Source organism: Mycobacterium talmoniae (assembly GCF_001854525.1).
In the GTDB taxonomy this organism is placed as follows: domain Bacteria; phylum Actinomycetota; class Actinomycetes; order Mycobacteriales; family Mycobacteriaceae; genus Mycobacterium; species Mycobacterium talmoniae.
Window position 1 is genome coordinate 45403 of record NZ_MLQM01000006.1, and the last position, 17434, is coordinate 62836.

General features: G+C 69.0%; 17 protein-coding genes. 10 read left to right on the forward strand and 7 right to left on the reverse strand.

Annotated features, from left to right (window positions below):
- Window positions 1-44 precede the first annotated feature (44 nt).
- Both BKN37_RS02705 and BKN37_RS02710 read left to right on the forward strand, forming a co-directional pair.
- Window positions 45-359, forward strand: a complete 315-nt coding sequence (locus BKN37_RS02705) for an FmdB family zinc ribbon protein (protein WP_071021010.1) — start codon at window positions 45-47, stop codon at window positions 357-359.
- 87 nt (window positions 360-446) lie between these two features.
- Window positions 447-1112: an SAF domain-containing protein gene (locus tag BKN37_RS02710; protein ID WP_071021013.1), complete on the forward strand. Its 666-nt coding sequence runs from the start codon at window positions 447-449 to the stop codon at window positions 1110-1112.
- A gap of 10 nt (window positions 1113-1122) precedes the next feature.
- Here BKN37_RS02710 and BKN37_RS02715 read toward each other — a convergent pair whose 3' ends face one another.
- From BKN37_RS02715 to rpmF, 6 genes are all read right to left on the reverse strand, one after another.
- Window positions 1123-1575 (reverse strand): large conductance mechanosensitive channel protein MscL, encoded by a 453-nt coding sequence (locus BKN37_RS02715; protein WP_242657055.1) that lies wholly within the window; start codon window positions 1573-1575, stop codon window positions 1123-1125.
- Between the two features lie 285 nt (window positions 1576-1860).
- Entirely contained in the window at window positions 1861-2403 is a 543-nt protein-coding gene (locus tag BKN37_RS02720; protein WP_083341534.1) for a MogA/MoaB family molybdenum cofactor biosynthesis protein, read from the reverse strand.
- Window positions 2403-3767 (reverse strand): S1C family serine protease, encoded by a 1365-nt coding sequence (locus tag BKN37_RS02725; RefSeq protein WP_071021019.1) that lies wholly within the window; start codon window positions 3765-3767, stop codon window positions 2403-2405. The genes BKN37_RS02720 and BKN37_RS02725 overlap by 1 nt, the downstream gene beginning before the upstream one ends.
- A gap of 55 nt (window positions 3768-3822) precedes the next feature.
- Window positions 3823-5346 carry a HAMP domain-containing sensor histidine kinase gene (locus BKN37_RS02730; RefSeq protein ID WP_071021022.1) on the reverse strand — a complete coding sequence of 508 codons (1524 nt, stop codon included), beginning with the start codon at window positions 5344-5346 and terminating at the stop codon, window positions 3823-3825.
- Window positions 5346-6032: a response regulator transcription factor gene (locus BKN37_RS02735; RefSeq protein WP_071021025.1), complete on the reverse strand. Its 687-nt coding sequence runs from the start codon at window positions 6030-6032 to the stop codon at window positions 5346-5348. Before BKN37_RS02735 ends, BKN37_RS02730 begins: the two co-directional genes overlap by 1 nt.
- Before the next feature lie 159 nt (window positions 6033-6191).
- Window positions 6192-6365 (reverse strand): 50S ribosomal protein L32, encoded by a 174-nt coding sequence (gene rpmF / locus BKN37_RS02740; protein ID WP_071021028.1) that lies wholly within the window; start codon window positions 6363-6365, stop codon window positions 6192-6194.
- A 203-nt stretch (window positions 6366-6568) separates the two neighbouring features.
- On the opposite strand from rpmF, the gene BKN37_RS02745 reads away from it, so the two are divergent.
- The 8 genes from BKN37_RS02745 (at window position 6569) to BKN37_RS02780 (ending at window position 16272) form a co-directional block, all read left to right on the forward strand.
- Window positions 6569-8284 (forward strand): acyclic terpene utilization AtuA family protein, encoded by a 1716-nt coding sequence (locus BKN37_RS02745; protein WP_071021032.1) that lies wholly within the window; start codon window positions 6569-6571, stop codon window positions 8282-8284.
- Window positions 8281-9429, forward strand: a complete 1149-nt coding sequence (locus BKN37_RS02750; protein WP_071021035.1) for an acyl-CoA dehydrogenase family protein — start codon at window positions 8281-8283, stop codon at window positions 9427-9429. The genes BKN37_RS02745 and BKN37_RS02750 overlap by 4 nt, the downstream gene beginning before the upstream one ends.
- Window positions 9430-9431: 2 nt before the next feature.
- Window positions 9432-11024 (forward strand): acyl-CoA carboxylase subunit beta, encoded by a 1593-nt coding sequence (locus BKN37_RS02755; protein ID WP_207547203.1) that lies wholly within the window; start codon window positions 9432-9434, stop codon window positions 11022-11024.
- Between the two features lie 5 nt (window positions 11025-11029).
- A complete protein-coding gene (locus BKN37_RS02760) occupies window positions 11030-13006 on the forward strand; it encodes an acetyl/propionyl/methylcrotonyl-CoA carboxylase subunit alpha (RefSeq protein WP_071021059.1) in 1977 nt (658 codons plus the stop codon).
- Complete coding sequence (locus tag BKN37_RS02765; protein ID WP_071021042.1) at window positions 13003-14163, forward strand: acyl-CoA dehydrogenase family protein; 1161 nt, start codon at window positions 13003-13005, stop codon at window positions 14161-14163. Before BKN37_RS02760 ends, BKN37_RS02765 begins: the two co-directional genes overlap by 4 nt.
- A 1-nt stretch (window position 14164) precedes the next feature.
- Entirely contained in the window at window positions 14165-14944 is a 780-nt protein-coding gene (locus BKN37_RS02770; RefSeq protein WP_071021045.1) for an enoyl-CoA hydratase family protein, read from the forward strand.
- A gap of 25 nt (window positions 14945-14969) precedes the next feature.
- Window positions 14970-15563 carry a TetR/AcrR family transcriptional regulator gene (locus BKN37_RS02775; protein ID WP_207547202.1) on the forward strand — a complete coding sequence of 198 codons (594 nt, stop codon included), beginning with the start codon at window positions 14970-14972 and terminating at the stop codon, window positions 15561-15563.
- Between the two features lie 124 nt (window positions 15564-15687).
- A complete protein-coding gene (locus BKN37_RS02780; protein ID WP_071021048.1) occupies window positions 15688-16272 on the forward strand; it encodes a DUF1707 SHOCT-like domain-containing protein in 585 nt (194 codons plus the stop codon).
- A gap of 107 nt (window positions 16273-16379) precedes the next feature.
- On the opposite strand, the gene BKN37_RS02785 is transcribed toward BKN37_RS02780, so the two are convergent.
- Window positions 16380-17434 (reverse strand): vWA domain-containing protein (locus BKN37_RS02785; protein ID WP_242657056.1); only part of this gene is annotated, 1055 nt, incomplete at its 5' end.

A 17434-nucleotide genomic window follows, 5' to 3' on the forward strand; every position in this document is an offset into this window, starting at 1 on the left:
CACTGTAGAGTGCTAACAACTCTGCGCACATCACGGAGGTTTCTGTGCCGACTTATAGCTATGCGTGTACCGCGTGCGGCAACCGCTTCGACGTGGTGCAGGCGTTCACCGACGATGCGTTGACCACCTGCGAGAACTGCTCTGGTCGACTCCGCAAGCTGTTCGGGTCGGTCGGCGTGGTGTTCAAGGGCAGCGGTTTCTACCGCACCGACAGCCGCGAGTCGACCAAGAGCACCATCAACGGCTCCGCCAAGAGCAGCTCGGACTCCAGCTCCAGCTCCGGCGACAAGTCCGGTTCCACCGAGAAGTCGACCGCCAGCTCCACCCCCGCCCCGTCCACCGCGGCCGCCTCCAGCTAAACCGGCGCGGCCGGACGGCACTTCCTTATCCACAGCCCGCGCCGCACGACGCAGGCGGCCGCGCAGGTTGCTGCCTACCGTGGCCGCATGGGCGAATCGCTCAACCCCACCCTGGCCAGCCGGCTCGCGCTGTGGCTGCACCCCGATTGGGCCCGCACGGTGCTGGCCCGCCGCGTCGCCGCCGGCGGACTGGTGGTGTTGGCCGGGATTGCGGCGTTGCGCTCCGATCCCGACGCTGACCGCACCCCGGTGCTGGTGGCGGCGCACGACCTGGAGCCGGGCACGGCGTTGACCACCGACGATGTCCGCCTCGAGCGGCGGCCGAGCGCAACGATTCCGGACGGGGCGCAAACCAGCCCGGGTGCGGTGGCCGGTGCGACGGTGGCGGGCGCGACGCGGCGTGGGGAGGTGCTCACCGATGTCCGGTTGCTGGGCGCGCGGCTGGCCGAGTCGACGGCCGGGCCCGACGCCCGGATCGTGCCGGTCCATCCGGCCGACGCCGGGCTGATCGATCTGCTTCGTCCCGGCGACGTCGTCGACATCCTGGCCGCCGCCCCCGAGGCCGCGGGCGCGCCGTCACCGGCCGGGGCTGCCCCGAAGCTGGTGGCCGGCAATGCGGTGGTGGTCCTGGTGTCGGCCAAGCAGCAGGCTCAATCCGATGACCGGGTGGTGCTGGTCGCGCTGCCGGTGGGCGCCGCCAACGCCGTCGCCGGGGCCGCGCTGGCCCAGACGGTGACGTTCACCCTGCACTAAACGGGCTATGTCAGGACGAGGTGACCTGCAGGCTGCCGCAGTGCTTGCATTTGCGGGCCGCCAGCGGCAGATCGTCGGACAGGCACTCCTCGCAGGTCTTGGTGGACGGGGCCGGCTCCTCGTCGCCGAACACGGTGACCCCGCGGCGCGCCTGGAGATGCTTGTACGGCAGCACGATCAGGAAATAGACCACCGCCATGAAGACAACGAAGTAGATGAATGCCGAGATCAACGCCCCGAAGTCGAGGAACGTCGCCTCATTACCGGCCTTGAGTTGCACGCCCAGCCCGAGCTTTCCGCTGCCGGGTTGCACGGCCGCCACCAGCGGGGTGATGACGCTGTCGGTAAAGGCCTTCACCAGGTTCGAGAAAGCCAGTGCGACAACCAGGCCGACCGCAGTGGTGATCACGTCATCGCGCATCAAGAAATTCTTGAACCCCTTGAGCATGAATGCCCCTTTCATAAGCCGTTCCATTGGCACCACTTACTGGGGCGACGCGACTTCGCCCAGGAAAACGGTATGCGCAGCTGCGCACAATCGCGCGTTTTCGGCGAGATTGCCGATGAAGTGGGAATCGAACGTTAACCGGGCCGTGACCTCGACGATGCCCGGTGCAGGGCCCTGATCAGCCGTGATGCGGTGGCACGTTATCCCGCAGCCACCGCTCGCGCTCCTCGATGTCGCGCGCGGCGTCCGGGTCGCGCTCGTCGGCCGACGCGGCCGGAAATTCGGTGTCGAACACCGGGTTCAGATCTCCAAACTCGATAATTGGCCAATGATCTGGGTGGCCAGCGGATTCAGGGTCGCCATTCCGTCGCGGACGGCATAACGGGAACCGGCGAGATTGACCACCAGGGTGCTCCCCGATATTCCGGCCAGCCCGCGGGACAATCCGGCGTCGACGATCCCGGCCGACAGTCCCGAGGCCCGCAGCGCTTCGGAAATGCCGAGGATTTCACGGTCCAGAATCTCGCGGGTGGCTTCGGGGGTGACATCGCGGGGCGTCACCCCGGTGCCGCCCACCGACACCACCAGGTCCACCCCGCCGATCACCGCGGTGTTCAGCGCGTTGCGAATCTCGACCTCATCGGCGGCCACGGCCACCACGCCGTCCACCAAAAACCCGGCCTCGGCAAGCAGCTCGGTCACCAGCGGCCCACTGTGGTCCTCGTCGCCGTGCGCGGTGCGGTCGTCGACCACGACGACGAGGGCCCTGCCGACCATGTCCCCTGCCTTTTCCATGGATGCCACCGTATCTGGAGGCACTGACCGCGGCCCGCCGACTCCCATCACTGCTCCGCCGTCCCCAGCACGACCTGCACGGTCTTGCTGTCCCCACCCGGATCCAGGTAGGTCAGCGTCACCGTTTCACCGGGTGCCTTGGACCGCACGGCGGCGACCAACGCGTCGGCGCCGCCGATCGGGCGGTCGTCGAGCTTGGTGACGGTGACCCCGTCGGGCAACCCCGCTTTGGCCGCGGCCTGCCCGGCGACCACCTCGACGATCTTCGCGCCGTGGGCGTTGCGATCGCTGGTGACCCGCACCCCCAGCGAGGCGTGGGTCGCGGTGTGGCTGGGGCTGTTGATCAACTCGTCGGCGATGCGCTTGGCCTGGTCCACCGGGATGGCAAAGCCCAGCCCGATCGAGCCGCTTTGCGCCTCGGCCGAATCGCCGCCCAGGGTGGCGATCGCCGAGTTGATCCCGACCAGATCGCCGTTCATGTTGACCAACGCGCCACCGGAGTTACCCGGGTTGATCGCGGCGTCGGTCTGGATGGCGTCCAGCACGGTGTTCTGGTTTCCCGCCTCACCGCTGGTCGAGACCGGCCGGTTGAGCGCGCTGACGATCCCGGTGGTGACGGTGCCCTCCAGCCCCAGCGGGGAGCCGACCGCCACCACGTCCTGGCCGACCCGCAGATTCGCCGAGGAGCCCAGCGAGATCGGGGTCAGGTTGGACACCCCGTCGACGTGGACGACGGCGATGTCGCTGGCCGGGTCGGCCCCGACCACGGTGAACGATGCGGTACGTCCATCGGCGAAGGTCACGGTGGTTTTCGGCCCTGGGCCGGGGTGATCGGTTTTGGCGGCGGCCGCGACGACGTGGTTGTTGGTGAGGATCAACCCGTCGGTCGACCAGATGATACCCGAGCCCTCCTCGGACTGGCGGCCCAGGTCGGTTTCCAGCATCACCACGCTGGGCACCACCTTGGCGGCGACCTTCTCCACGGTGCCCTCGGGCAGGCTCGCGCCGGCCGGTTGTGTCGGCGCGTTCACCGGCGCGGTCACGGTAGGTCCGCTGCCGACCGCCGGCCGGTCCGGACGCATCACCGTCGCAACGGTTCCGCCGATACCGGCCGACACCACCGCGATGGCCACCGCACCGGTCATCAATAACCCTGTCCGGGAACGCTTTTGCGGCATTGGCCGGAAACCGGCGGGGGGCCGGTCAAATCCGGGCGGCGCGCCCCGATAGCCGTCGTACGGGGGGCGATGCTGCTGTTGCTGTTGCTGTTGCTGCGCATAACGCCAGTCGTACGGGTGTGACAGCGTCTGGTGCGGAATCTGCCCGGTGTGCTCGGGTGACGACATCACCGGGGCCGACCCGGTGTGGTGCTCCGGCTGCGGCGGTGGCGAATACCGTGGGTGATTCGTCATGTCGCTACGTCACTCCTCCTCGGAGTTGAAATGAGATGCAACGTGTGCTGCACGACTACGTTGCCTGCCCGGACTGAGAATCGCCTGTGATGCTACTCGGTGGGTTCGCAGATTTTTGCCCGCCAGGGGGCGCGGTGGCCGCGACCTGCTCGTCTGCCACCGGCGTGGGCAACGCCACATCCGCGACCGGACGCCCGGGCAGCAGCAGGTAGATCGAGGTTCCCGGCGGCTGAGCGCCCGGGGTGGTGTCTTCGACGCGCAGGGCGCCGCCATGCTTGAGGACCACCTGTTTGACGATTGCCAGTCCCAGCCCCGAACCGGGCATTGCCCGGGCCGAGTCCGACCGGAAGAACCGCTCGAACACCAGCCGGCGCTCCTCCGGCGGGATGCCCGGCCCTTGATCGGAGACCACCAGCTCGGCGTGGGACGGATCGAGCTGGGTCAGCCGCAGACCGACCCGCCCGCCCGACGGACTCCACTTGGCCGCATTGTCCAGCAGATTCAGCACCGCACGCGACAGCCCGGCGGCATCGCCGTAGACCTGCCACGGGGTGACCTCAACGTCGAACTCAATATCGTTGCGGCGCCGCCGGACTCGCTCCAGGCTGCGGTCGATGACCTCGGACATGTCCACCGGCTCGTGCACCACTTCGCGGGCCTCATCCCGGGTGAGGTCCACCAAATCACCGACCAGGGTGGAGAGTTCCTCGATCTGGGCGATCACATCGGCGCGCAGATCGGCCATTTCCTGCTCCGGCAGTCGTGGCGCACCGGGCTCCATCGAGGCCATCAACAACTCCACGTTGGTGCGCAGCGAGGTCAGCGGGGTGCGCAGTTCATGGCCGGCGTCGGCGACCAATCGCGCCTGACGCTCCCGTGACTCGGCCAGCGCCCGCAGCATCAGGTTGAACGCCTCGGTGAGCCGGGCCAATTCGTCGCTGCCGTAGACCGGGATGGGTCGCAGGTCGTCGGTACGCGCCACCCGTTCGGTCGCCTCGGTGAGACGACCCACCGGCCGCAACCCGGCGCGGGTCACCATCTCCCCGGCGATCGCGGCGACCGCCAGCCCCACCCCGCCCACGACCAGCAGCACCCACCGCAGCCGCATCATCACCGCGTCGGTGGGAACCAGGCTCTTGGAGATCAGCAACGAATTGTCGTTGGGCAGGTGCACGGCGAACACCCGCTGCTTACCCACGGTGTGCCAAGACATGAACCGCTCACCGCGGATGACGGCCTCCTCCGGCCCTTCCACCGGCAGCCGCTGTCCTTGCTGATTGGCCATATAGGTCGCCCGGCCGGGCACCACCAGCATCGCGTTCACATCCGAGTAGGCGGTGCCCTCGATCGCCTTGCCGGGATTGGCCGCCAGGGAACCGCTGGCGATCAGCAGCTGCGCGCGGCTCCACAGCTGGTTGTCGATGTCCTTATACAGCGCGACCGAGATCACCTTGTAGACGGCGAACGCCATCACAAAGACGACCATCGCCACCATGGACATCGCCAGCAGCATCACCCGCCCACGCAGCGACACCGACGTGGTGCCTCGCCGCGGACCGCGGTGTCCCAGCGACGGCATCAAGGCGACGACTCGCGCAACACATAACCCACACCGCGCACGGTGTGGATCAGCCGCGACTCCCCCTCGGCCTCCGTTTTCCGACGCAGATACCCGATGTAGACCTCCAGCGCATTCCCGGAGGTGGGGAAGTCGAATCCCCACACCTCCTCCAGAATGCGGCTGCGGGTCAACACCCGGCGCGGATTGGCGATCAGCATCTCCAGCAGCGCGAATTCGGTACGGGTCAGGCTGATTTGGCGCTCACCCCGGGTGACTTCGCGGGTCACCGGGTCCAGCGTCAAGTCGGTGAACGTCATCGGCGCGGAGTCGCCGGACACGTCAGGGACGGTGCGCCGCAACAGGGCTCGCATCCGGGCCAGCAACTCTTCGAGCGCGAAGGGTTTAGGCAAGTAGTCATCGGCACCGGCATCGAGACCCGCGACCCGCTCGGACACCGAGTCGCGGGCGGTCAACACCAGGATGGGGAGATCATCGCCGGTGCTGCGCAGCTGACGGCAGACTTCCAGGCCGTCCAGCCGCGGCATCATCACATCCAGAATCACCGCGTCGGGCCGATCCGCAGCGATCGCCTCTAACGCCTCCACGCCATCGGTGGCCAAAGCCACCGAATAGCCATTGAAGGAAAGGGATCTGCGTAGCGATTCACGCACCGCGCGATCGTCATCGACGACAAGTATCCGCACGGCCTCTAGTTTTATCCCATCGCCTGAGAGCGGCCTAAGAGGCGCGCCCTGGCGCCTTAGGCCTGCACTTTCACCGGCTCAGCCACCGAACGTGCGCCTGTAGCGGAAAATCGGGCGAATTCCCGCCCTGGATGCACGCTCGGCGTCGCCGCGACCCAACTAGCGGCGGTCGAGGTCGATCAGGCCCAGGCGCGCGGCCTTGAGCAGCCGACGCGGCACCTTGTGCTGCTGGCCGCCCGCCGTGACGTTGACCAGCCCGGGGGCTTCGGCTTTCCACTGCGCGCGACGGGAACGGGTGTTCGCACGCGACATCCTGCGCTTGGGCACAGCCATGATCGAGCTTCTCCTTGATACCGATGTTGCCGTGCACAGTCCAGCGCCGACAGTTCTTGCCAGGATAGCCGGTGACCAGCGTCGGCTCCAAAATGGCATTCCGACGCCGGCGGCCCGCCGGTCGCGCAGCAGGCGCTGACGATCCCGCAAATACAAGCATGCGTGCTTGCTTTTTTTCGGGCTCGCTGCGAGACTCGTCCTCGATGAGCGACCTTGCCGCCGATCCGGATCTGATCCGCATCGGCAACTGTTCGGGCTTCTACGGCGACCGTCTCAGCGCGGTCCGGGAAATGCTGGAGGGCGGCGACCTCGACGTCCTGACCGGCGACTACCTCGCCGAGCTGACCATGCTGATCCTCGGCCGGGACATGATGAAGGACGCCAGCCTCGGCTACGCCAAGACGTTCGTGCGCCAGATGGAGGACTGTCTGGGTCTGGCGCTGGACCGCAACGTCCAGATCGTCGTCAACGCCGGCGGCCTCAACCCGGCCGGGCTGGCCGCCAAGCTCCGCGAGCTCGCCGACACACTGGGCCTCGTTGTCAACATCGCCCACGTCGAGGGCGACAACATCACCGCCCGCGCGGCCGAATTGAACCTCGGCACGCCGCTGGCGGCCAACGCCTACCTGGGTGCCTGGGGCATCGTCGAGTGCCTGAACGCCGGCGCCGACGTGGTCGTCACCGGACGGGTCACCGACGCCTCGGTCATCGTGGGCCCCGCGGCGGCGCATTTCGGCTGGGGCCGCACCGACTACGACCAGCTCGCCGGCGCCGTCGTCGCCGGGCACGTGATCGAGTGCAGCACCCAGGCGACCGGCGGCAACTACTCCTTCTTCGGCGAGATCGCCGACCTGCGCCGGCCCGGCTTCCCGATCGCCGAGATCCGCCGCGACGGCTCGAGCGTCATCACCAAGCACCCCAATACCGGCGGCGCGGTCACCGTCGACACCGTCGAAGCGCAGCTCATGTACGAGATCCAGGGCGCGCGCTACGCCGGACCGGACGTGACGACCCGGCTCGACAGCATCCAGCTGCACCAGGACGGCACCGACCGGGTCCTGATCAGCGGCGTCACCGGGGAGCCACCGCCGCCGCAGCTGAAGGTGTCGCTGAACACCCTCGGCGGCTTCCGCAACGAGATGGAGTTCATCCTCACCGGCCTGGACATCGAGGCCAAGGCCGAACTCGCCCGCAACCAGCTCGAATCGTGGCTGCCGGTGCGGCCGGCCGAGATCGACTGGACGCTGGCCCGGCTGGATCGTCCCGACGCCGACACCGAGGAGCAGGCGTCCGCGCTGCTGCGCTGCGTGGTGCGCGACCCCGACCCGAACAAGGTGGGGCGCGCGTTTTCCAACGTCGCCGTCGAGCTGGCGCTGGCCAGCTACCCGGGCTGCTCGTTCACCGCGATGCCCGGCAACGGCTCGGTCTACGGCGTCTACAGCCCGGGTTACGTCGACCAGGACGCGGTGCCGCACCTCGCGGTGCTGCCCGACGGCGCCCGGGTGGACATCGCGCCGCCGACCGAGACCCAGCCGCTGGCCGACGTCGCCGCACCGCAACTGCCCGAGCCGCTGCCTGCCGGCGGTTCCCGGCGGGCACCGCTGGGGACGATCGCCGCGGCCCGCAGCGGGGACAAGGGCGGCAACGCCAACATCGGGGTCTGGGTGCGCACCGACGCGCAGTGGCGCTGGCTGGTGCATGCGTTGACGGTCGAGCAGGTCAAGCGACTGCTGCCGGAGGCCGCAGCGCTGACCGTCACCCGCACGGTGCTGCCGAACCTGCGCGCGGTGAACTTCGTGCTGGAAGGTCTGCTCGGCAAGGGCGTCGCGTACAACGCCCGATTCGATCCGCAGGCAAAGGGACTCGCGGAGTGGCTGCGGTCTCGCTACCTCGACATCCCGGAGGAGTTGCTGTCGTGAGCACGGTGTGGACCGACGAGGAGCGGACGGCGCTGCGCGCCACCGTCCGCGGATTCGTGGAGCGCGAGGTCTTGCCCGACCTCGATCAGTGGGAGCGCGACGGCGAACTGCCGCGCGAGCTGCACAAGAAGGCCGGGGCGCTGGGTCTGCTCGGGCTCGCGTTCCCGGAGTCCGTCGGCGGGTCGGGCGGTACCCGGATCGACGAGGTCACCCTGGTGGAGGAAGCCCTCTACGCCGGGGTGTCCGGCGGGCTGTGGGCGTCGCTGTTCACCTGTGCGATCGCCTGCCCGCACATCGCCGCGTCCGGCGACCAGACGCTGATCGACCGCTACGTCAAACCCACCCTGGCCGGCGACCTGATCGGTGCGCTGGCCATCACCGAACCGGGCGGCGGCTCCGACGTCAACAACCTCGCCACCACCGCCCGCCGCGACGGCGACCACTACATCGTCAACGGCGCCAAGACGTTCATCACCTCCGGGGTGCGCGCCGATTTCGTCACCACCGCGGTGCGCACCGGCGGGCCCGGCGCCGCCGGCATCTCGCTGTTGGTGATCGACAAGGACACCCCGGGATTCACGGTGTCGCGCAAGCTGGACAAGATGGGCTGGCTGGCCTCGGATACCGCCGAGCTGTCGTTTGTCGATGTCCACGTGCCGGTGGAGAACCTGGTCGGGGCCGAGAACAGCGGTTTCGCGCAGATCGCGGCGGCGTTCGTGTCCGAACGCATCGGGCTGGCGGTGCTCGCCTATGGGCATGCGCAGCGCGCGCTGGATCTGGCCGTGGCCTGGTGCCGGGACCGGCAGACGTTCGGTCGGCCGCTGATCAGCCGCCAACACGTGCAGATGCGCCTCGCCGAGATGGCGCGCAAGGTCGACGTCGCCCGGGTTTACACCCGCTCACTGGTTGAGCGCGCCGAAGCCGGCGAGACCAACCTGATCACCGAGGTGTGCTTCGCCAAGAACACCGCCGTGGAGAACGGTGCGTGGGTGGTCAACGAGGCCGTCCAGCTGTTCGGCGGCATGGGCTACATGCGGGAATCCGAGGTGGAACGCATCTACCGCGACTTCCGGATCATCGGCATCGGCGGCGGCACCGACGAAATCATGACCATGCTGGCAGCGAAACTCCTGGGGTACCAATGACAATTCTGCGAACCGGCCTCGACCCGAGCTCCGCGGAGTACACCGCCGCCGCGGCGGCGATGAACACCAAGCTCGCCGAGCTGGAAACCGAACTGGCGAAGGCCATCGCGGGCGGGGGGCCCGACAAGGTGGCCCGGCACCGCAAGCGCGGCAAGCTGACCGCCCGCGAACGCATCGAGCTGCTGATCGACGAAGACTCGCCGTTCCTGGAGCTGTGCCCGCTGGCCGCCTACGGCAGCCAATTCCATGTCGGCGCCTCCACGATCGCCGGCATCGGCATCGTCGAGGGCGTCGAATGCATGATCGTGGCGCCGGACCCCACCGTCAAAGGCGGCACCTCGAACCCGTGGACGCTGCGCAAAACGTTGCGCATCAACGACATCGTCCGGGAGAACCGGCTGCCGGTGATCTCGCTGGTGGAATCCGGCGGCGCCGATCTGCCGACCCAGAAGGACGTCTTCGTGCCCGGCGGGCAGATGTTCCGGGACCTCACCCGCGCGTCGGCCGCCGGGATCCCCACGATCGCGCTGGTGTTCGGCAACTCCACCGCCGGCGGCGCGTACATCCCCGGCATGTCCGATCACGTGGTGATGATCAAGGAACGCTCCAAGGTCTTTCTCGGCGGACCGCCGCTGGTGAAGATGGCGACCGGGGAGGAGTCCGACGACGAGTCGCTGGGCGGCGCCGAGATGCACGCCCGCACCTCGGGTTTGGCCGACTACTTCGCCGTCGACGAGCAGGACGCGATCCGGATCGGCCGGTCCATCGTCAAACGCCTCAACTGGCGCAAGCGCGGACCGGCGCCGCGCGCGCAGGTCCTCGAACCGCTGTATGACGCCGCGGAGCTGCTCGGCATCGTGCCGTCGGACCTCAAGATCCCGTTCGACCCGCGCGAGGTGATCGCCCGGATCGTCGACGGGTCCGACTTCGACGAGTTCAAACCGCTCTACGGCTCCAGCCTGGTGACCGGATGGGCCGAGCTGCATGGCTTCCCGGTCGGGATCCTCGCCAACGCCCGCGGGGTGCTGTTCAGCGAGGAAGCCCAGAAGGCCACCCAGTTCATCCAGTTGGCCAACCGGTACGACACCCCGCTGCTGTTCCTGCACAACACCACCGGCTACATGGTCGGCAAAGAATACGAGCAGCGCGGCATCATCAAGCACGGCTCGCTGATGATCAACGCGGTGTCCAATTCGACGGTGCCGCACATCTCGCTGGTCATCGGCGCGTCCTACGGCGCCGGCGCCTACGGCATGTCCGGGCGCGCCTACAACCCGCGGTTCATGTTCAGCTGGCCCAGCGCCAAGTCGGCGGTGATGGGCGGCGCGCAACTGGCGGGCGTGATCTCGATCGTCGGGAAGGCCGCCGCCGAGGCCCGCGGGCAGGCCTGGGACGAAGAAGCCGACGCCGGGATGCGCGCGATGGTCGAGCAGCAGATCGAGCAGGAATCGCTGCCGATGTTCATGTCCGGGATGCTCTACGACGACGGCGTCATCGATCCCCGCGACACCCGCACCGTGCTGGGAATGTGCTTGTCCGCCATCGCGACCGAATCGATCAGCGGCGCCGAGCGCTTCGGCGTCTTCAGGATGTGAGTGACATGGCCATAACGTCTGTCTTGGTCGCCAACCGCGGCGAAATCGCCCGCCGGGTCTTCGCGACCTGCCGCGCGATGGGCATCGGCACCGTCGCGGTGTTCTCCGACGCCGACGCCGACGCCCCCCATGTCGGCGCCGCCGACGCCGCGATCCGGCTGCCGGGCAACACCCCCGCCGAGACCTATCTGCGCGGCGATCTCATCCTCGACGCCGCCCGCGCCGCCGGCGCCGACGCGATTCATCCCGGCTACGGATTCCTCTCGGAGAACGCCGCGTTCGCCAAGGCGGTGCTCGACGCGGGCCTGACCTGGATCGGTCCGCCGGTCAAGGCGATCGAGCAGATGGGCAGCAAGGTCGAGTCCAAGAAGATGATGGACGCCGCCGGGGTGCCGGTGCTGGCCGAACTCGACCCGGCCGACGTCACCGAAGCGCACCTGCCGGTGCTGATCAAGGCATCGGCCGGGGGCGGTGGCCGCGGGATGCGCGTGGTCCGCTCGCTCGATCACCTGCAGGATCAGATCGTCGCCGCCCGCCGGGAAGCCGAATCCGCGTTCGGCGACCCGACCGTGTTCTGCGAGCGCTACCTGGAGACCGGCCGCCACATCGAGGTCCAGGTGATGGCCGATACGCACGGCACGGTGTGGTCGGTGGGCGAACGCGAGTGCTCGATCCAGCGCCGCCACCAGAAGGTCGTCGAGGAGGCGCCGTCCCCGCTGGTCGAACGCATCGACGGGATGCGGGAACGGCTGTTCGAGGCGGCCCGCCTGGCGTCCGACGCGATCGGCTACCAGGGCGCCGGCACCGTCGAGTTCCTCGCCGACGAAAAGGGTGACTTCTTCTTCCTCGAGATGAACACCCGCCTGCAGGTGGAGCACCCGGTCACCGAGTGCACCACCGGCCTGGACCTGGTCCGGCTGCAGCTGCAGGTCGCCGCCGGCCAGCCGCTGCCGGGCGAGCAGCCTGGGCTGCGCGGGCACTCGATCGAGGTCCGGCTCTACGCCGAAGACCCGGCGCACAACTGGCAGCCGCAGAGCGGCACCGTGCACCGCATCGCGTTCCCCGACACCGCAACCGAATTCAGCGTTTTGGACCGCGGCGGCGTGCGGTTGGACAGCGGCGTTGTCGACGGGTCGGTCATCGGCGTGCACTACGACCCGATGCTGGCGAAGGTGATCTCGTACGCGGAAACCCGCACCGACGCCGCGCACCTGCTGGCAACCGCGTTGCAGCGGGCCAAGATTCACGGTCTGGTCACCAACCGGGACCTGCTGGTCCGGGTGCTGCGGCACCCGGCGTTTTTGGCCGGCGACACCGACACCGCGTTCTTCGACACCCACGGGTTGGACGCGCTGGCCGCGCCGCTGGTCACCACCGACAACGAGGCGACCTCGATCGCTGCCGCCGCCCTGGCCGACGCCGCGGCGAACCGGCGCGGCGCCCGCGTCGGCGGCGGGCTGCCCAGCGGGTGGCGCAACCTGCCGTCGCAGCCGCAGACCAAGTCCTACGAAAGCCGCACCACCGGAACACATCAGGTCGCCTACCGGGTCACCCGCGACGGCGTCGAGATCGACGGCCTGCCCGGGCTCACGGTCGTGCAGGCCAGCCCCGAGCTGGTGGTCGCCGACGTCGACGGGGTGCGCCGCCGCTTCGAGATCGCCCGCTACGGCGATCTGGTGTGCGTGGACTCGCCGCTGGGAGCGGTCAGCGTGCGCCAGCTGCCGCGCTTCGTCGACCCCGCCGAGCACGTCGCGGCGGGCTCGCTGCTGGCCCCGATGCCCGGCACCGTCATCCGCCTCGGCGCGCAGGCCGGCGACACCGTCGACGCCGGCCAGCCGATCCTGTGGCTGGAGGCCATGAAGATGGAGCACAAGATCGTCGCCCCCGCGGCGGGGGTGCTCACCGAACTGAACGTCGCCGTCGGCCAGCAGGTCGAGGTCGGAGCCGTGTTGGCCGTCGTAGATAACGAGGAGAACCAATGAGTTTCATCGAAACCGCCGAGCAGAAGGAACTGCGCACCGCGGTCGCCGCGCTCACCGAGAAGTACAACTACCGCGACTACGTGCTGCCGAAGGCCCGGGTGGGTGAGGCGCTGACCGAACTGTGGGACGAGGCGGGCCAGCTCGGCTTCCTCGGGGTGAACCTGCCCGAGGAGTACGGCGGCGGCGGGGCCGGCATCTACGAACTGGCACTGGTGCAAGAGGAGATGGCCGCCAACGGCGCGGCGCTGCTGCTGGTGGTGGTGTCCCCGGCGATCTGCGGCACCATCATCACCAAGTTCGGCACCGATGCCCAGAAGCAGAAGTGGCTGCCGCGGCTGGCCGACGGCTCCACCAAGATGGCGTTCGCGATCACCGAACCCGACGCCGGGTCGAACTCGCACCAGATCACCACGACCGCGCGCCGCGACGGTGACGACTGGATCATCCGCGGCCAGAAGCATTTCATCTCCGGCGTCGATCAGGCCGAAGCCATCCTGGTGGTGGCCCGCACCGAGGACGCCAAGACCGGCAACCTGCGTCCGGCGCTGTTCATCATGCCCACCGACGCGCCAGGCCTGGTGAAAACCCAGCAAGAGATGGACATCATCGAGCCGGATCACCAGTTCTCGCTGTTCTTCGACGACGTGCGGCTGCCGGCCGACGCGCTGGTCGGTCGCGAAGACGCCGCCATCGCGCAGCTGTTCGCCGGGCTGAACCCCGAGCGCATCCTCGGCGCGGCGATGGCCGTCGGCATGGGTCGTTACGCGATCGACCGGGCGGTGGAGTACGCCAAGGAGCGCACCGTCTGGAAGACCTCCATCGCTGCCCACCAAGGGATTTCGCACCCGCTCGCGCAGGTCAAGATCGAGCTGGAGCTGGCCAAGGTGATGATGCAGAAGGCCGCGACGCTGTACGACAGCGGCGACGAGTTCGGCGCCGCCGAGGCCGCCAACATGGCCAAGTACGCCGCCGCCGAAGCCAGCATCAAGGCGCTCGACCAGGCCATCCAGACGCACGGCGGGTCGGGGCTGACCAAGGAATACGGTCTGGCCTCGATGCTGGCGGCCGCGCGCATCGCCCGCATCGCGCCGGTCAGCCGGGAAATGGTGCTCAACTTCGTCGCCCAGCACAGCCTGGGCTTGCCCAAGTCCTACTGACATGACCGACGATCAGGGACCCGTTGTCCGGTACGGCGTCGCGGACGGCTTCGCGACGCTGACCCTGGATTCGCCGCACAACCGCAACGCGCTGTCGACGCGGTTGGTCACCGAGCTGCTGACCGGGCTCGAGCGGGCCGCCGCCGATGAGGCCGTGCGCGGCATCGTGCTGACCCATACCGGCAACACGTTCTGCGCTGGGGCGGACCTGTCCGAAGCCAGCAACACCGACCCCGCCACAGCCGCCGACGACCGGACCCGGCAGATGATCGACGTGCTGCGCACCGTCGTCGCCACCCCGAAGCCGGTCGTCGCCCGCATCGACGGGAACGTGCGGGCCGGCGGCATGGGCATCGTGGCGGCCTGCGACATCGTGGTGGCCGGGCGCGGCAGCTCGTTCGCGCTGACCGAGGCGCGGCTGGGGCTGGCGCCGTTCATGATCTCGCTGACGCTGCTGCCGAGGCTGAGTCCGCGCGCCGCGAGCCGCTACTATCTGACCGGCGAGAAGTTCGGCGCCGACGAGGCCGCCGCGATCGGCCTGATCACGGTGGCCTCCGACGATCCCGCGGCCGCGCTCGCCGCGATCTGCGCCGACCTGCGCAAGGGGTCGCCGCAGGGTCTGGCGGAGAGTAAGCGTCTCACCACCGCGGCGGTGCTCGCCGAGTTCGACCGCTCCGCCGAGGAGCTCGCCGCGCGGTCGGCGAGCTTCTTCGGGACCGACGAGGTGCGCGAAGGCATGATGGCCTTCCTGCAGAAGAGACAACCCCGCTGGGCGCAGTAGCGCCCAGCGCCCGGAGGTGCGTAGCGTGACCACGATCCGAGAACCCAAACAGGATCGCAGCCGCGCCACGCGCCAGCGCCTGCTCGAGGCGACGATCGAATGCCTGGCCGAACTGGGTTGGACGGCGACGACCGTGGCCGTCGTCGCCGAACGCGCCGGGGTGTCCCGCGGCGCGGCCCAACACCACTTCCCGACCCGGGAGGATCTGGTCCTGGCGGCGCTGGAGGTCATGTTCGATTCCCGGATTTTCACCGCCATCGGCCAGGTCGACGGGCCGCCCAGCACCGAAGCGGTGATCACCGGCCTGCTGGAATCCTTCGCCAGCCCGTTCTTCAAGGCGGCGCTGCAGGTGTGGACGAACGCGGCCGCCGACCCGGTGCTGCGGGAGCGGATCGTGCCGCTGGAAGCCAAGTTCGGCCGGGTCACGCACCGCGCCACCGTCCGCGCCCTGGGCGTCGACGACCGCGACCCGCAGGCCCGCCACCTGGTGCAGATCACCCTCGACCTGGCCCGTGGCCTGGGCCTGGCCGACGTGTTGACCGACGACTCGGTGCGCCGCCGCGCGATCGCCAAGCAGTGGTCGGCGACCCTGGCCACGGCGCTGGGCCTCCCGGACTGAGGGCCGCGTGGTGCCCGACGAGATGCTTGCCCAGGTGGCCTTCAAGCCCGGACCGGTAACGGTGACGACGCAGTTTGGCGAACCCGCCTTGCAGGAAATTCTGTTCGTCGTAGGCTCATAGCCGATGGGCAATTCAGCGCAGCGGGATGAGTCGCGGGCGGCGGACACCGACCGCATCCAGGTCGCGCAGCTGCTCAGCGACGCCGCTGAGCAGGGTCGGCTGCCGATGAGCGAGTACGAGGACCGGCTCACCAAGGCCTACGCCGCGCAAACCTACGACGAGCTCGACGAGCTGCGCGCCGACCTGCCGGGCTCCTCGGTGTGCCCGCTGCGCGGCGGCGCCTACAAGCCCGCGCCGTCGTCGGTGCTGCTGGCCATCATGAGCGCGTTCGAGCGGCGCGGCCGCTGGAATGTGCCCAAGCGGCTGACCACGTTCGCGCTGTTCGGCGGCGGGGTGGTGGACCTGCGGTACGCCGACTTCACCTCCCCCGACGTCGAGATCAACGCGTATTCGATCATGGGCGGGCAAACCATCCTGTTGCCGCCCGAAGTCAATGTCGACATCCACGGCCACGGGGTGATGGGCGGCTTCGACCACGACGTCAAGGGCGAGGGCACCCCGGGCGCGCCGACGGTCAAGGTGCGCGGCTTCTCGCTGTGGGGCGGGGTCGGCATCAAACGCAAGAACCGCCGCGATAAGGCCAAGTAGCGCGCGCCTCGCCGAGCGTGCATTCGCGCGCGCCGAGCGTGCATTCAGACCGACAATTCCGCCCGAATCTCGGTCTCAGTGCACGTTCGGCGAAAAAGGTGGCCGCCCTACCGGCGGCGACGGGACCGCAGGTAGTCGCCGACCACGGCGGCGCCCAGCCCGTCGAGGTCGGGCACCACGACCCGGCCCTCCACCCGCCGCGCAACCTGGTCGATGAACCGGGCCAACCCCGGGTCGCTGCCCAGCCGGAAAATGGTCACCTGCGCGCCCAGCCGGGCCATGTCGTCGAAGCCGCGCACGGTGTGCGCGATGGTCCGCGGGTGCGGCGGGTAGTCAAAGAACACCGCCGATCCGTCGCCGTCGACATCCTCCAGGTGCGCGGTCGGCTCCCCGTCGGTGACCACCAGCACCACCGGCTGGGCGTTGGGATGGCGGCGCAGATGCCGGCCGGCCAACGCCAGCGCGTGATGCAGGTTGGTGCCCTGCTCGTAGACGCCTTCCAGCCCCATCAGCTCGGCGGCGCTCACGGTGCGCGCGTAGCGGCCAAACGCGATGATCTGCAACGCATCCGAGCGGAACCGGGTGCTGACCAGATGGTTGAGCGCCAACGCGGTGCGCTTCATCGGCAGCCACCGGTTCTCCATCACCATCGAGAACGAGGTGTCCACCAGCAGCGCCACCGCCGACTGGGTGCGGGTCTCGGTTTCGGAGACCTCGACGTCGTCGACGGTGATCCGGATGCTGGTGCTCGGGCCGTCCGGCGAGCTGCCCGCCTGCCGCAGCACCGCGTTGGTCAGGGTGCGGGTGACGTTCCACGGCTCGGTGTCGCCGAACTGCCAGGGCCGGGTGGCGCCGGTCAGCTCGCCCGCCGCCCCGGCGCGGCGGTGGTCGCGCTCCCCGCGCCGCCCGGAAAGCTGTTGGGCCACATCACGTAACGCGGTTTGGCCGAGCTGACGCATCGCCTTGGGGGACAGCCGCCACTGCCCGTCGGAGCTGCGGTCCAAGAACCCCTGGTTGAGCAGGGCGCGCTCCAACTCGGCCAGGGTGCGGGCATCGACGGCGGCCTGGTCGCCGAGCTGGCGGGCCAACGCCTCGAGGTCGACGTCGTCCATGGTCGCGCCCGGGTAGCTCTGCGCCAGCTGCTCGGCCAGCTGCTCCAACT

What these genes read in the sequence shown, in the direction of transcription:
- BKN37_RS02710 (WP_071021013.1), top strand. Translation starts at nt 447, where the DNA reads ATGGGCGAATCGCTCAACCCCACCCTGGCCAGCCGGCTCGCGCTGTGG.
- BKN37_RS02715 (WP_242657055.1), bottom strand. Translation starts at nt 1,575, where the DNA reads ATGAAAGGGGCATTCATGCTCAAGGGGTTCAAGAATTTCTTGATGCGC.
- BKN37_RS02720 (WP_083341534.1), bottom strand. Translation starts at nt 2,403, where the DNA reads ATGGGAGTCGGCGGGCCGCGGTCAGTGCCTCCAGATACGGTGGCATCC.
- BKN37_RS02725 (WP_071021019.1), bottom strand. Translation starts at nt 3,767, where the DNA reads ATGACGAATCACCCACGGTATTCGCCACCGCCGCAGCCGGAGCACCAC.
- BKN37_RS02730 (WP_071021022.1), bottom strand. Translation starts at nt 5,346, where the DNA reads ATGCCGTCGCTGGGACACCGCGGTCCGCGGCGAGGCACCACGTCGGTG.
- rpmF (WP_071021028.1), bottom strand. Translation starts at nt 6,365, where the DNA reads ATGGCTGTGCCCAAGCGCAGGATGTCGCGTGCGAACACCCGTTCCCGT.
- BKN37_RS02745 (WP_071021032.1), top strand. Translation starts at nt 6,569, where the DNA reads ATGAGCGACCTTGCCGCCGATCCGGATCTGATCCGCATCGGCAACTGT.
- BKN37_RS02760 (WP_071021059.1), top strand. Translation starts at nt 11,030, where the DNA reads ATGGCCATAACGTCTGTCTTGGTCGCCAACCGCGGCGAAATCGCCCGC.
- BKN37_RS02765 (WP_071021042.1), top strand. Translation starts at nt 13,003, where the DNA reads ATGAGTTTCATCGAAACCGCCGAGCAGAAGGAACTGCGCACCGCGGTC.
- BKN37_RS02770 (WP_071021045.1), top strand. Translation starts at nt 14,165, where the DNA reads ATGACCGACGATCAGGGACCCGTTGTCCGGTACGGCGTCGCGGACGGC.
- BKN37_RS02780 (WP_071021048.1), top strand. Translation starts at nt 15,688, where the DNA reads ATGGGCAATTCAGCGCAGCGGGATGAGTCGCGGGCGGCGGACACCGAC.